General features: G+C 40.5%; 21 protein-coding genes. 18 read left to right on the forward strand and 3 right to left on the reverse strand.

Going from position 1 to position 12,709, the window contains the following annotated elements; translation table 11 throughout:
- The first annotated feature begins 4 nt into the window (after positions 1–4).
- The 7 genes from QZ998_RS10275 to QZ998_RS10305 all read left to right on the forward strand — a co-directional run bounded on the left by QZ998_RS10275 (position 5) and on the right by QZ998_RS10305 (position 3,407).
- The gene (locus QZ998_RS10275; RefSeq protein WP_296560314.1) at positions 5–538 is read left to right on the forward strand and encodes an ERCC4 domain-containing protein; all 534 of its coding nucleotides are present in this window, start codon (positions 5–7) and stop codon (positions 536–538) included.
- 4 nt (positions 539–542) lie between these two features.
- Entirely contained in the window at positions 543–686 is a 144-nt protein-coding gene (locus QZ998_RS10280; RefSeq protein WP_296560316.1) for a hypothetical protein, read from the forward strand.
- 1 nt (position 687) lies between these two features.
- Entirely contained in the window at positions 688–957 is a 270-nt protein-coding gene (locus QZ998_RS10285) for a hypothetical protein (protein WP_296560318.1), read from the forward strand.
- 6 nt (positions 958–963) lie between these two features.
- Positions 964–1,230 carry a hypothetical protein gene (locus tag QZ998_RS10290; protein ID WP_296560319.1) on the forward strand — a complete coding sequence of 89 codons (267 nt, stop codon included), beginning with the start codon at positions 964–966 and terminating at the stop codon, positions 1,228–1,230.
- Positions 1,231–1,339: 109 nt separating this feature from the next.
- The gene (locus tag QZ998_RS10295; protein ID WP_296560321.1) at positions 1,340–1,789 is read left to right on the forward strand and encodes a DUF1492 domain-containing protein; all 450 of its coding nucleotides are present in this window, start codon (positions 1,340–1,342) and stop codon (positions 1,787–1,789) included.
- 429 nt (positions 1,790–2,218) lie between these two features.
- The gene (locus QZ998_RS10300; RefSeq protein WP_296560323.1) at positions 2,219–2,635 is read left to right on the forward strand and encodes a hypothetical protein; all 417 of its coding nucleotides are present in this window, start codon (positions 2,219–2,221) and stop codon (positions 2,633–2,635) included.
- A 190-nt stretch (positions 2,636–2,825) separates the two neighbouring features.
- The gene (locus QZ998_RS10305; protein WP_296560325.1) at positions 2,826–3,407 is read left to right on the forward strand and encodes a terminase small subunit; all 582 of its coding nucleotides are present in this window, start codon (positions 2,826–2,828) and stop codon (positions 3,405–3,407) included.
- 1,335 nt (positions 3,408–4,742) lie between these two features.
- Here the strand turns inward: QZ998_RS10305 and QZ998_RS10310 are convergent.
- The 3 genes from QZ998_RS10310 to QZ998_RS10320 form a co-directional block, all read right to left on the reverse strand.
- Positions 4,743–5,141: a type II toxin-antitoxin system HicB family antitoxin gene (locus tag QZ998_RS10310; RefSeq protein WP_296560326.1), complete on the reverse strand. Its 399-nt coding sequence runs from the start codon at positions 5,139–5,141 to the stop codon at positions 4,743–4,745.
- A gap of 27 nt (positions 5,142–5,168) precedes the next feature.
- Positions 5,169–5,357 (reverse strand): type II toxin-antitoxin system HicA family toxin, encoded by a 189-nt coding sequence (locus QZ998_RS10315; RefSeq protein WP_050740687.1) that lies wholly within the window; start codon positions 5,355–5,357, stop codon positions 5,169–5,171.
- A 337-nt stretch (positions 5,358–5,694) separates the two neighbouring features.
- On the reverse strand, positions 5,695–5,913 hold the full coding sequence (locus QZ998_RS10320) for a helix-turn-helix domain-containing protein (RefSeq protein WP_296560330.1): 219 nt from the start codon (positions 5,911–5,913) through the stop codon (positions 5,695–5,697).
- A gap of 167 nt (positions 5,914–6,080) precedes the next feature.
- Here QZ998_RS10320 and QZ998_RS10325 point away from each other — a divergent pair, with 167 nt between their 5' ends.
- The 11 genes from QZ998_RS10325 (at position 6,081) to QZ998_RS10375 (ending at position 12,459) form a co-directional block, all read left to right on the forward strand.
- The gene (locus tag QZ998_RS10325) at positions 6,081–6,494 is read left to right on the forward strand and encodes a hypothetical protein (RefSeq protein ID WP_296560332.1); all 414 of its coding nucleotides are present in this window, start codon (positions 6,081–6,083) and stop codon (positions 6,492–6,494) included.
- A 30-nt stretch (positions 6,495–6,524) separates the two neighbouring features.
- Positions 6,525–6,779: a hypothetical protein gene (locus QZ998_RS10330; RefSeq protein ID WP_296560336.1), complete on the forward strand. Its 255-nt coding sequence runs from the start codon at positions 6,525–6,527 to the stop codon at positions 6,777–6,779.
- The gene (locus QZ998_RS10335; RefSeq protein ID WP_296560338.1) at positions 6,716–7,042 is read left to right on the forward strand and encodes a hypothetical protein; all 327 of its coding nucleotides are present in this window, start codon (positions 6,716–6,718) and stop codon (positions 7,040–7,042) included. Before QZ998_RS10330 ends, QZ998_RS10335 begins: the two co-directional genes overlap by 64 nt.
- Positions 7,043–7,063: 21 nt before the next feature.
- Positions 7,064–7,417 carry an ImmA/IrrE family metallo-endopeptidase gene (locus QZ998_RS10340; protein ID WP_296560339.1) on the forward strand — a complete coding sequence of 118 codons (354 nt, stop codon included), beginning with the start codon at positions 7,064–7,066 and terminating at the stop codon, positions 7,415–7,417.
- Complete coding sequence (locus QZ998_RS10345; protein WP_296560341.1) at positions 7,395–7,670, forward strand: hypothetical protein; 276 nt, start codon at positions 7,395–7,397, stop codon at positions 7,668–7,670. Before QZ998_RS10340 ends, QZ998_RS10345 begins: the two co-directional genes overlap by 23 nt.
- A 628-nt stretch (positions 7,671–8,298) precedes the next feature.
- Positions 8,299–8,712 carry an AAA family ATPase gene (locus QZ998_RS10350; protein ID WP_296560351.1) on the forward strand — a complete coding sequence of 138 codons (414 nt, stop codon included), beginning with the start codon at positions 8,299–8,301 and terminating at the stop codon, positions 8,710–8,712.
- Complete coding sequence (locus QZ998_RS10355) at positions 8,655–9,239, forward strand: hypothetical protein (protein ID WP_296560342.1); 585 nt, start codon at positions 8,655–8,657, stop codon at positions 9,237–9,239. The genes QZ998_RS10350 and QZ998_RS10355 overlap by 58 nt, the downstream gene beginning before the upstream one ends.
- Before the next feature lie 5 nt (positions 9,240–9,244).
- Complete coding sequence (locus QZ998_RS10360) at positions 9,245–10,294, forward strand: alpha/beta hydrolase (RefSeq protein WP_296560344.1); 1,050 nt, start codon at positions 9,245–9,247, stop codon at positions 10,292–10,294.
- 83 nt (positions 10,295–10,377) lie between these two features.
- Positions 10,378–10,713, forward strand: coding sequence for a hypothetical protein (locus QZ998_RS10365; protein ID WP_296560346.1), 336 nt, complete (start codon positions 10,378–10,380; stop codon positions 10,711–10,713).
- Between the two features lie 754 nt (positions 10,714–11,467).
- Positions 11,468–12,013, forward strand: coding sequence for an RDD family protein (locus QZ998_RS10370; RefSeq protein ID WP_296560348.1), 546 nt, complete (start codon positions 11,468–11,470; stop codon positions 12,011–12,013).
- A gap of 311 nt (positions 12,014–12,324) precedes the next feature.
- A complete protein-coding gene (locus QZ998_RS10375) occupies positions 12,325–12,459 on the forward strand; it encodes a hypothetical protein (protein ID WP_296560349.1) in 135 nt (44 codons plus the stop codon).
- Positions 12,460–12,709: the final 250 nt, after the last annotated feature.

The raw sequence follows: 12,709 nt of genomic DNA on the forward strand, positions 1-12,709 counted from the left end.
GTCCATGAATCTATACCGATATACTGACACCGAATTAAAGGCGCTGCTTAAGACCATGGTGATCTTGTGTGATACTAGGGAGCAGGCAAACGACCACATCACAGGCTATTTAAAAAAGAAAGAGGTGCCTTACCAGTCTAAGGCCCTGAGTTTCGGGGATTATTCCGCTATGATCCCGGCCAACGCTGAGATGGGCATCATGAGAGACCTCTTCTTTGACCAGACGGTGGTTATTGAGCGCAAGGGATCCCTGGAAGAACTGTCCGGGAATCTCACCAACGGCCGGGAGCGGTTCAAAGATGAGTTGACCCGGGCATCAAAGGCAGAGTTTCACCTGATGATTGAGGGCAAAAGCTTCAGCGACATCATTAATCACCGGTATACCACCCAATTCAATGAAAAGGCTTATATGGCTTCCCTTTTGTCTTTGCAGAGTGAACACGGCTTTAATTTGGCCTTTATTGATCGGAATGACGCCGGTTTATATATCTACTCGTTTTTATACTACCATGTCAGAAATAAATTTTTAAAGGGGTGACACCGTGAAAAAATATGGTTTTATGTTTGAAGATCCGGAATGTGGGTTTGATGTACCACTGATTATTTACATTTACGCAGATAACTTTAAAGAGGCCTGTAAAAAGGCCTATAATACACAAGTTTTGACAGACATCGGGGAGCGGTAATTTGAGCCATTTACAGGAAAATAAAGCGGTACCGATGAAAGGGCTTATGTTATCTCAAGTGCCGACATTAAAGCTGATTTTGGGGGCCTGTGCTGTTAAAAAATGTAATGCCAAAGTGACCGCCATCGTAAGTTTTGACAGCACGATGGCAAGCCGCTGCTGTGGAATAAGTGGCAATGCCGATCTGAAAGACTTATACCTGTGCGAAAAGCATTTTCAGGAAGTTAAGGCAATGGCCATGGTAAATGATCTGAATTTTGAAGAGGAGTAATTGATTATGATTAAAGAGCGAAATGATTTATTGGCAGAGATAGCAAACGTGGTTGATATCGCACACTCTCACTTACATGTGCGAAGAAATGAACTTGAAAAAAAGGTTGATGTGTCGAAAATAGCCCAAGCATATGCAGACGGCAAAGAACCTGATGAGGAATCAGCGTTATATATGGATCTAGAGCTTGCTGATGGGCTTTTAGGTGATGCAATGGCCATAATTGGGCAGTTGCGGGAAATGGCGGTGCCCAAAATTGGGCCGATCCAGTGAGGCCGGTGACCTCTCCTTATAGGCAATAAAAAGGACTCATCAAAATTGACGAGCCCTCTTCTGGAATATTATGAATGCATTGAAATCATTTTACCATAAGGGGGCTTAAATGGCAAAGTCAAACATTGCAATTGGTGTGGATCCGGGGAACATCTGGAAGCACTCGATCTTATCCGGGTACCGGTACCAGCTGGACAAACAGGAAGCGGCAACAGACAAATACTTAAAAGCCTTTGAACGGGCGGCCATGACTAAATCTTATATAAGGCCTGATAAAGTCCAGGGCGGCGATAAAAGGGATCTATATGACCGGCTTAATGATCTGGAGCCTTTAAGGGTAAAAGCTGATGCAGAGGTCAGGGAATCAGTCAGAATCAGGACTGAGACCATAAAAATGATAGATAGTGTAAAGCCTGTAAAATATCGACTATTGCTAAACTTGCTTTATCTTAACGGCATGGACTATAAAGAGGCTGGCAATAAAATAGGCATCGGCCGGGGTGAAAAAATGGGGGCATTGCACAACCAGGCGTTGGAGCTTGTGGCAATAGACCGCTGATGTACACCATTTAATCCTAATGGCCATAATAAAAGGGCTTAACAAAACTTAACATTCAAGAATAATATGCTTAGAAATGCTGAGATTCAAATGATATTAGACATGTTGACAAATGTTGACCTTACAGCTGATAAAGGCCTGCAAAATGCTAACAAATGCTAACGTTGAAAATCATACATGAAATCTTTATGCTAAGAAATGCTAAGGTTCAAATGAGCTTAGAGGTGTTAACTAATGTTAACCTTGAAATCTATGTAGGAACCTGTCAAAACCTGTAATTCGAAAAGAAAATGTTAAGAAATGTTAAGGTTCGGATCTCTAAGAAAAACTCACCCTTTGAATTGCATCCGGACAAATCGGACACCCTAAAAAGGATGTGTATATAAAAAATATCTTCAAAAACAAACAAACAACTGGAGAGGCGAAAACATGAAAAATAAAGGCGGTGCGCCACTGGAAAATAAAAACGCTGCTGGTCATGGTGCACCCTATGGCAATAAGAATGCACTCAATCACGGCGCACCCACTGGAAATAGCAACGCATTAAAAACGGGCGTTCATGAGCACATTGACCCCGAAACATTGCCAAACGATGAAAAGCACCTCTTCAATAATTTGGTTAAGCTCTATCAGGATCAGGAACCGGCAGAGGCCGTTTTTAAGTATATCAGGGCCATGTGCGCAAGGAAAATAACCCGGATAAATCCCGATGGTACAGCAACGGTTTTCCCAATTCCATATGATACGATGCTATATTATTGTTTTAATGGTCAATTAGCCAGGATACACCTCTTATTATACGAACGGTATCCGTGGGTTTTTATGGCACCTGAAGAGGATATTTAGAGACTTTAAAGGCCCTAAAAAGGGTTACCTTTGGCAAAACGACGAATAGCCCTACAATACAGGTTTTATAATGGCCTATACTCCAATGATTTGCGGAGTACTCCAATGGTAACGTTACTATTGAAAAAAGCGAACGTTCGCAACGTTGCAACTTTTTTAGTGAACGTTCGGAATGTTTTAAGGTGGGAATATGACTAAAGATGTTATCGAAAAAGTAATTTGTTCAGTCTTCGAAAATCCTGATTTAACGGACAAACAGAGGGATTTCTGCTTGCATTACATATGCTGCTTTAATGCAACCAAGAGTTATCAGAAGGCTTATGGTTGCAACTATGCCCAGGCCAACGCCCATGGTGCCCGGTTGTTAATAAATGGTAGTATAAAAAGTGAAATTCAGAAGCTTATGCAGATAAGATCAGAATGCTTGTTAATTGGGCCAGAGGATATATTTCAGCTATTCATGGAGATTGCTTTTGCTGATATATCGGATATCGTGTCCTTCAATGGTGATGGTGTGTATCTCAGGAACTCTGAAGAGGTTGACGGTCGTTTAATATCTGAGATGGCCTTAACGGATAATGGGATAAAGGTAAAGCTTCTCGACCGCATGAAAGCCCTCCAGTGGCTATCGGATCACATGGATCTGGCCACATTAGAGCAGAGGATCAGGATTGATAAATTAAATGCAGAGATCGACGGCAAAAACATAGAGTCTGAACTATTTGAAAATGACGGGTTCATTGAGGCATTGGGGTTGAATGATGGCAAATGATGGCAAATGATGGCATCCAGCTTTATATAGGCTGGCCAACCATCCGGAAAATCGGACAGTTGGACTTTACCCGAAAAAACGGAAAAAGACTTTTGCGCAAAAATGAGCGAAAGTACCGTGGAGGTACCGCAGGTGATTGGTACCCGAAAAAACGGGAGCCAATACTTTATTCCAATTGTGGAAGAAACACCGGCTGAAAATTAAGCCGATCTGATAACCCTTGAAAATTCAGGGATTAATTTGAACCAGCGAAAATCCGGGGGTTAAAACATCAGCGGAAAATACCGCCGATCTGACTACTGAAAATTCAGGAGCCAATAGCGTCGAAATTTCGACGAAAGGTCAGCCTCCAAATCTGGGTAATAATGGGTGCCCTCAAAATTGAGGAGAGGTCACAACTCAAATCTGAGCCGTGACCTCTCCAATACTTGAGACATTGAGCCAAAACCAGGACACGGATGTTTTGCCAGCTCCACGGCATACCGCTATTTGATATCATCCAAACCGGATGACATCAGGGCCGAATTTTCGGCTATGACATGATGATACCCACCGTCGAAAATTCGACACTGTTATTGCCACAAAATAACCCTCTGACAGCCTCATAGAGCCGTTTTTATTGGGCGGCGCTTATGTTTGTACTTGTGGAGTTATTGGAGGTGTACGGCAAAGCGCCGTATACCCCGGTGGGTGGTAAAATGCAGTATACCCCGGATCAGGGCACACCATCAGTAAGAGCCAGTGGGTAGCAAAACACGACACACCCCGGATTAAGGCACACCAATTATAAAAAATGGCCTGGTACAGGTTATACCGTACCTGAAGATGTCCGCAATTTTGGGGAGAGGTATCCGTAAGTTATGGATACCCTACAGGCATTACCAATTTAGTCATACCTTCAGGGACGGCGATCTCGCACCGATACGAATGACGGTAGCAAATCGTTTGCCGGTTGTTTGCAGATGCGGGAGCCGGTGCCAGATGTGGGATGATTCCCTCATATCTCGCTCCGCAATTTTGCCGAGCGAAACCGGCTGCCGGTAAAGCCGACATCTGAAGCCTGATGTCCTTTAAGCGGACACCTGAATCGTCGGGATCACCGACTTTAGAAACCGGATGTCAAAATCATTGACAGCTGAATTGTCAAGATTATTGACTTTACAGGCTTAAGCCGGCTATGCAGATCATGCATAGCCGAAAAGTGCATAGTGTGCATTTTAGAACAGCACCCCCACGGTGGACAATTTTGACCATCGTCTTTTACTCAAATTTGAGCAAATAAAAAAGCCAGGGCGCTGGCTCGGGCTTTAATGGTTGGCTTATAAGGGTTTGAGGTTATGCGATATGGAGCTTTTCCATGAGTGCGTCCTGGAGCACCTGGGAGAAGTTGACATTCTTTTCAAGTGCAGCATCATTTAACCATGAAGGAATAGTAAGTGTTTTCTTAACCGCTCTGGATTCAGTTCTTTTTTTATAGGCAGCCATATCAAATTCAATCACTACTAAAAACTGTCCCTCTTCCAGCTTAATATCTTGTGGGTTAGAAGCCTGTGGAATCGGTTCTTTCTTATCCTCCATATAGGACAAAACAAGACCCAATGCCTCAAAGGCCATTTCATAAGATTGATCTATGGTATCTCCACAGGTATTACAGCCGGGAAGGTCTGGAAAGAACACGGAAAAACCGCCATCCTCTTCAGGAATAAAAACCGCTGGATAAAACAATTTCTTCATGGGTATTCCCTCCTTTATGGGTTCGGGCTATTTCAGCCCGGCATCTTTTAATATTTGCTGTTCAGTGCCTTTTTTAAGGTCTTTTGAGTGATAAGGTACGGTGGTTCTTTTCCCGGTATCCGGATTCACAAAGAATTTGTGAGAGCCGTTTTGGCGTTCCTCAATAAATCCATTTTCTTTTAGGAGCTTTATCATCTGTTTTGGTGTCATTGGCATTGGCTTAACCCCACTTCCTTATCATGATTAATTATAACACGTGTTAATACGTGCGTCAATTGGTATATTGCCTGAATGTGATAATTATTTTCATTATTCCATTTATTTGATCAAAAATACAGGGTGTTGAGAATCCCATAAACAGGACGTTTGCGAATTAATTTCATTTATTACATTAATTTCATGGGTTTCTAACATTTAGAACATATATAACAGGGGTTACATATTAATTTACGGCATTTACGACATTTACGACACGATCCAGAAAATAAAAAAGAAGAGGTCTTTGATTGATCCTCTTCTTACAGGCCTATAGAGTACAGCCTGATTTTCGGCTCTATTGGGGTTCTGGCTCCTCTTCCAGGTATTCCATGATGTCGCCGGGCTGGCATTGCAGGGCCTTGCAGAGCTTTGCTATAGTGTCCGTGCTTATAATGTCCCCTTTTGTTAATTTTGCTAAAGTTGGTGAAGAAATCCCAGCAATTTCTAATAGATCAGTTTTTTTCATTTCTTTCCGGTTGAGCATATCAAATAACTTATAGTATTTTATTGGCATAATAACACCTCCTAAATACATTATAACTCATATTAAATTTATATCAACTTATTTTTATTAACGATAGCTAATATTTATGTTGACTTTATCATTAATCAATGCTAATATTATATTAACGAAAGTTAACTTATATCATTCATAGCTAATTAATGAAGGGAGCCACCACCATGTATAACCTATCAGAAATCGCAAGAACCGCCAACAAACTGGCCACCACCGGATTAACCAAAAGCCAGGCATTTAAAAAAGCTTGGGAGCTGGCCAAAGGTAAAACCCTTGTTGTTAAAGGCGTCACCCAGGGGAAACGGCAAACAGCCATAAACCACATGCAACAGTATGACCCTTCCGAAGTAACCATCAGCTTGGAAAGAAACACTCGAAATTACTTTGAATCAGACACCGTTGAAGTAGTGGCCACGATCCGCGGTAATTCCTACTGTGTGGGCTATCTGGCATCTTCGGTTGCTGAATGGTTATCAAAGGTCATGGACTTTGGAACAGCCCTAAAAGGTGCTTTAAAACAGATCGTCGGCGGCAACGGTTTATATTATGGGTTGCGGATCAACGCACAGATTGCATAGCCTGTATAGGCAGGAAAGGAGCTTGTACCCATGAGGACGCAGTACACAGAGTTACTACTGGTAAAAGAGGCCGTACAGATGGCTCAAAACACGCTGTTGAGTATCGATAACCCCGCTGATGAGGTTTTATCAGCCCTTGATTTTCTGGGTGATATCTTATGTGGCCTTGACAGTGAACAGCTATTGGGGAGTTACAGAATGCTTGAAAGGGGTGGTAATCGATGCAAAAGCTTACCAATGCAACAGACCATACCTGTTACCGGCTGCTTTACCTGGATGGCATGACCCGGACAGCCAAAGCCATGGCGGCCGGATCCGATCATAAGAGCCGGTGCTTATTGTTATTCTATGCGGTAAAGTATTTTGAGGCCGTCAAGGTTGAGGGCATCACCCCGGAAGAGGTGGAGCAGCTGCAGGGGTTCAGAAAATTACTGTCTGATGTCCTGATAGGGACGATAAAACAGGCAGATTTGATAAGGGTATATCCACCATCTTTACAGGCCATTGAAAGGGCCGCCGGTCATAAACAGATTTGTAGCAGAAATTAAAAGAAAGCGAGAATTTAAGGCGTGACAAAAGAAGAAAAAGTATTTAAAATATTGCAGCAATATGCTAAACAATCGCTGGTTGATTTTGCATGGGCCAGAGATAGCGACCTGGGTATTTATCTTGTGAATAGCGAATCTTGTTCGAGTATATATCTTGGGGAATTATTAAAAAATGACCTCAAGCAAGCCTCAAAAGTATTGTCCCATGAATTAGGGCATCATTATTTACATCGAAATAAAATAGATATGAAGAAATACAGCCGTGAGAGTGAACAAAGAGACGAAAATTATTCCAAACTTATTGAGACTGAAGCTGATGCATTTGGCGCCGGTCTTAGAGCTGCAATACGTCTTGAATGGTGTTATTTGCAGTGAGGGTAGACCTCTTCCCAGAATAAATAATTTAACCCTGGAGGTATTGAATTTGAATTTAACGGTGAATGACATCCCAGATATTGAACCAGAACACATTGAAACATTTAAAGCGCTGGCTGAATACGCTGACTTATTAATCAAATATGACAATAAAACCATTTTAAAAGAAAAAAACAGACTGCTAAAAAAGTACCCTGAGTTAGACAATGATAGCTTTCATAGATTTTTCGACACTGTTTTACAGGCCACTTGATGAGTGGTCTTTTTTTATGCCCCTAGGGGGTGATTCTGGATAATAACAGGGGGTTTAGCTTGTATGATTATGTGTGGAGAATTACCGGCTTTAAATGGGCCTGTATGGGCTTAGAATTATAAAGCCGTGGGAAGAGGAAATAATAAAAAGGGGTCATTAAATTTGACCCCTAAACTTACCCCTTAGGCAATTTTAAAATAAGTTGTCAAAGCATACGGGGTTGTACGAAAAAGGCTATATGATGGGATTCTATATTATTGAGTTATTAACGGTTTTATCCCGTTTTTTAGCATCGTAATAATTCAAATCCCACCTTCTCCGCCACCATGAACTACGCATCAAATATGATGTTAGATAGAACCTGTTACGTAAAGTAGCAGGTTTTTTTTCGCATATGATATACTGATCAGATAATAATGTTCTATTTCAAATTATTAAACTGAATCACAGATAAGTCAAATGAAATGTATTAATCATGCATTTTATTTGACTTATCTGTGGCAAACTATGGTAAATTAAAAGAAAAACACAATGGAGAACGATAATGAAACGTAAATTTGAAGATGTTTTAATATCCTGGAAAAATAAGCATTCCCGTAAGCCGGCACTAATCTATGGCGCTCGTTAAATTGGGAAAACCACCAGTATCAAATATTTTGGCGAAAAACATTTTCAGAACACGATTTATATCAATTTTGAATTGAACAGGGAATTAGCCGAAGATTTCCAGGGAAATATTTCTCCAGACTTTTTAATTCATCGTTTTGAGGTTTATTTTGGTGAGAAAATTAATAAGGAGGCAACCTTAATTGTCTTTGACGAAATTCAGGCCTGTGAGCGTGCCTTGACAAGCTTGAAATATTTCTGTGAAGATGCCCCAGAATATTACGTCATCGGTGCGGGCAGTTTACTTGGCGTGGCAATAAAACGTGAAGATGTCAGTTTTCCGGTGGGGAAAGTTAATCAAATTCATATGGGGTTACGATGGATTTTGAAGAATTCCTGTGGGCGAAGAATCAGGAAATGCTGGCAGATGAAATAAGGGAGTATTATGAAAAACGTGAGCCGCTGGATCCGGCTTTGCACAAAAAGGCAATGAGCCTTTATCGTGAATATTTGATTGTCGGTGGCATGCCCGAAGCAGTAAAAGAATATTCAGAAAACAACAGCTTGCTTGAGGTAGCAGAAATCCAGGGAGCGATCATCAATGCTTATGTTGCAGATATGGCCAAGTATGCAACGCCTGGCGAGACCACGAAAATCATGGCCTGTTTTGATAGCCTGCCGGCGCAGTTGGCCAAAGATAATAAAAAATTTCAATATAAAGTAATTGCCAAAGGTGGCCGTGCTTCATTATTTGGCGTCTCAATTGACTGGCTTTTGGCAGCGGGAATCGTCCTAAAATGCGAGCGGGTCGAACAAGGTCAACATCCATTGGCTATTTTTAAAGATATGGCTTCATTTAAACTCTATATGGGTGATGTTCGACTGTTGTCGCACCGGGCTGGCGTCAATCAGTATGACATGATTAAAGGGAATGATCATGTTTTTATCGGGGTACTCACTTAAAAAATATGAACGACATTATTTTTAAATCCAGTGGGTATGAGCATTATTTAGACACTTGCTGTAAGCCAAAACATAAGAGAGGTAAGAAAGTCATGATGGTATTAGGAATTATTCTCGTAGTGATTACTGCGGGGATGTTGATGGGCACTGTTTTACAGACCACATATTTTAAGAAAAAAAAGGCGCAAATAGAACCTTATGGTCAGATGGTCGATGTTTATGATGGGCAAATGCATGTCTACAAAATGGGAAGTGGCAAAGAAACAATCGTTTTGCTTCCCGGCATGGGAATTGGGCTTCCGTCGGCAGATTTTGGCCCACTGATGCGTCGGCTCAGTGAAAAGCATACAGTCGTCTGCATTGAGTATTTCGGTGTCGGATTCAGTTGTCAAACAGAGAGAGCAAGAACTTCTGAAAACTATCTGGATGAAATTCGCACAGCACTGAAAAGTGCCGGAGTAGCAGCACCTTATATTTTAATGCCCCACTCTATATCGAGCGTCTACAGCGAATACTATGCTTCGAAATATCCCGATGAAGTACAAGCCATCATATCTCTGGACGGAACATCTACGGCTTATATTGGTGACGATATGCCTGCTTTTGTTCAGTCATTACTGGGGATCGCTAAATTTCAGCAAGCCATCGGATTGACTTCAATTGTTGCGCCGATAGCCACCAATAAAGACAAGCTGTGTGCGATTGGTTATACAGAAAAAGAAATAAGTGATCTGCTTTATTACGCCGGATTTTCTATCAATAATAACACTTTGGATCAGATCGCAAGTACAACAGACTATATAAAAGATGCGAACAAGCTGACTTATCCGGGAATTGTGCGATACTTCAAGATCATTTCCAAAAAAACATATGAAACCAGGAACAGCCAAATTAAGATAACACCGCAAGAATATCAAGAGCAGCATCTTGCCCGCATTGGTGATCAGGCAAAATATGAGATTCTGGAGGGAACCCATTTTATATACATTCACAATGTTAATCGAATTTCAGAAATCACAGATGCGTTTTTATCCGAACGAAATCTTCAACCATGATGGATAAAAACTATGGGTCGAAATCAAAATTCATGTTACTATTTTAGTAGAAAAATCTTACGATAGGGGAACCCTAAAATAATATGGTTAAAATCAAAGATATATTAATGGGTATCATTCCCTATGGCTTGCTTTTATTAATAAATTACTATGCTCTGCCATTGATTATTCGAGATACTGGTACGGCAATGTTGGTGCTCTTGGTTCTGGTTCCGTTAACTAGCTTCGTATGTTCGATGGTTTATGGCGTAAAGCGTGGCTTCCATTTCTTATATGTAGGAATCGCTACTTTATTGTTTATACCATCGATCTTCATTTTTTATAATTCGAGTGCTTGGGTTTATGTCCTGTTTTATGGTGTCGTGGCGCTTGCAGGAAATAGCATTGGTCACATTATTTACAGAAAACGAAATAAGTAACAATAGAAATAGTAAGAGCGGTCGTGTTTATGAGAACAACAGTTGCTTTCGTGTCTAATCGTTACAACCGTGTGCAAATGAATGCGGTATCGTTTAAAATTGTCAGCGTAAATTGCATCACTTTTAGAACGGCAGTAGATTCAGTATGTGGTTCCGGTTCCGATGTCTTCAAAGAATTATTCAAATAATTTAGCTGAGCGTATACTTTGTTGAGTTATTTTTTTATGAAAAAATGATTAATTGACATCAAGAATATGAAAATAGAATAATTAAATTGAAAATTATTGCGGCAAGAAGTATAATCCAAAGTAGAAGAATAACGAAGAAATGAGATAATTTCGGCTAAGGTCAGTTTAATAAGTACAAGAGTGGGAAGTACTGTATGGTCGAATTTCATATAGCTGAAAGACTGAGTTTAAGAAATCAAATGTAAAGGGGCGGAGGGGGCGTTACATATTTAAATTTTTTAATGCATAAACAGGGGTGCATAATCAGAATTAATTTTTATTCGAATTATTGAGTTAAGTATGACCTACTCCGCCACCATGAACTACGCATCAAAATTGATGTTGGATAGAACCTATTACTGTTACGTAAAGTAGCAGGTTTTTGTTTTGCGTACTTAAAGGGATAAAAGTGATGCCGTAATTATCCTTGAGAAGTTTTATTTACAACTTTATCAACAGCCTCAGCCCCAGGTTATAACGCGGTGGTTGACAAGATATAATCAGTTAAAGGGAAAGTTGGTGTGCCCATGAATCAAAAAAAAGTGTATGATTTTACAACTTATGAGAAGCAAATAAAAAAAGATATTCTCATAAGGCGATTTGCCGCTCTATTCATCGACTATATAATTCTCTGTGTTTATGCAGGGACTTTATTTTTGTTTTCGCCTATGATCGGTCCGCTCTTTCAAAAATCTGCAGACCAGTCTCAAATTTTAGGTTTGATTCTGTTGGTTATCCCTGTTTTTCTATATTTTTCAATCTTTGAAGCATCAAAACTAAAAGCAACACCTGGGAAAATGTTATTTCATGTTAAAGTTGTTAAAATTGACGAAGCAACATTCAGTTATAAAAATTCATTTTTTCGTTCCTTTGTGAAGTTGCTTCCATGGGAAATTGCACACTTCGCGCTTTGGCAAATCATTTTTTCGACTGGAGACTTCTTATTTTTTGCTGAGTTTCTCCTTGTCATGACCAATATTTTATTAGTGATTTATATGGGTTTCCCATTTTTTAATCGAAGAGCTAGAGCCATACATGACATTGCCGCTCAAACCAAATTAGTGAAAAAATAAGTAGGCAGTTTTTACTAACCTCAGAACCGAGACTCTTTACCTGACACCAACTTATACGATCCTTGACCGCATTGTCCCATCGGCCTATACGATGATCATTGATGGCGATGTTTCGATGCGGCAAAGAAAGCGCAACATAAAATAATTCAAGCAATATGGGAGCCATTTAGGCACTGGCTCCCTCTTTCGGAGCAGTGGCTCCGTATAACGGATCATCTGGCTCTATTTCAGGAGATTGGGTGGCTCCGCCACCCCGTAATATCCACTCATCAAGATGGTAATTAAAAGTTGAAATACATCAAGGAGAAAACATGAGTAAATATGAAGTTTATAGGGTTAACATTACAGAAGCAGAGCGAGGTTGGGGGCAAAGAAAAGACGGACAAATACTAGGTATGACTTCAGAAAAAGTAATTGAGAGGTTCAGAAGTCTGAAACATCTCTAGTATTAAGCAAACCAAATTCTGAGGTTAGTAAAAACTGCCTACTTATTTTTTCACTAATTTGGTTTGAGCGGCAATGTCATGTATGGCTCTAGCTCTTCGATTAAAAAATGGGAAACCCATATAAATCACTAATAAAATAATTCAAGCAATATGGGAGCCATTTAGGCACTGGCTCCCTCTTTCGGAGCAGTGGCTCCGTATAACGGATCATCTGGCTCTATTTCAGGAGATTGGGTGGCGGAGCCACCCA

It is taken from the genome of uncultured Acetobacterium sp. (assembly GCF_927416815.1).
Taxonomy (GTDB): domain Bacteria; phylum Bacillota; class Clostridia; order Eubacteriales; family Eubacteriaceae; genus Acetobacterium.

Excerpts from the sequence above, each read along its gene's own strand:
- QZ998_RS10275 (WP_296560314.1), top strand. The coding sequence starts at position 5 with ATGAATCTATACCGATATACTGACACCGAATTAAAGGCGCTGCTTAAG.
- QZ998_RS10290 (WP_296560319.1), top strand. The coding sequence starts at position 964 with ATGATTAAAGAGCGAAATGATTTATTGGCAGAGATAGCAAACGTGGTT.
- QZ998_RS10295 (WP_296560321.1), top strand. The coding sequence starts at position 1,340 with ATGGCAAAGTCAAACATTGCAATTGGTGTGGATCCGGGGAACATCTGG.
- QZ998_RS10300 (WP_296560323.1), top strand. The coding sequence starts at position 2,219 with ATGAAAAATAAAGGCGGTGCGCCACTGGAAAATAAAAACGCTGCTGGT.
- QZ998_RS10305 (WP_296560325.1), top strand. The coding sequence starts at position 2,826 with ATGACTAAAGATGTTATCGAAAAAGTAATTTGTTCAGTCTTCGAAAAT.
- QZ998_RS10310 (WP_296560326.1), bottom strand. The coding sequence starts at position 5,141 with ATGAAGAAATTGTTTTATCCAGCGGTTTTTATTCCTGAAGAGGATGGC.
- QZ998_RS10315 (WP_050740687.1), bottom strand. The coding sequence starts at position 5,357 with ATGCCAATGACACCAAAACAGATGATAAAGCTCCTAAAAGAAAATGGA.
- QZ998_RS10320 (WP_296560330.1), bottom strand. The coding sequence starts at position 5,913 with ATGCCAATAAAATACTATAAGTTATTTGATATGCTCAACCGGAAAGAA.
- QZ998_RS10325 (WP_296560332.1), top strand. The coding sequence starts at position 6,081 with ATGTATAACCTATCAGAAATCGCAAGAACCGCCAACAAACTGGCCACC.
- QZ998_RS10330 (WP_296560336.1), top strand. The coding sequence starts at position 6,525 with ATGAGGACGCAGTACACAGAGTTACTACTGGTAAAAGAGGCCGTACAG.
- QZ998_RS10335 (WP_296560338.1), top strand. The coding sequence starts at position 6,716 with ATGCAAAAGCTTACCAATGCAACAGACCATACCTGTTACCGGCTGCTT.
- QZ998_RS10355 (WP_296560342.1), top strand. The coding sequence starts at position 8,655 with ATGGATTTTGAAGAATTCCTGTGGGCGAAGAATCAGGAAATGCTGGCA.
- QZ998_RS10360 (WP_296560344.1), top strand. The coding sequence starts at position 9,245 with ATGAACGACATTATTTTTAAATCCAGTGGGTATGAGCATTATTTAGAC.
- QZ998_RS10365 (WP_296560346.1), top strand. The coding sequence starts at position 10,378 with ATGGTTAAAATCAAAGATATATTAATGGGTATCATTCCCTATGGCTTG.
- QZ998_RS10370 (WP_296560348.1), top strand. The coding sequence starts at position 11,468 with ATGAATCAAAAAAAAGTGTATGATTTTACAACTTATGAGAAGCAAATA.
- QZ998_RS10375 (WP_296560349.1), top strand. The coding sequence starts at position 12,325 with ATGAGTAAATATGAAGTTTATAGGGTTAACATTACAGAAGCAGAGCGA.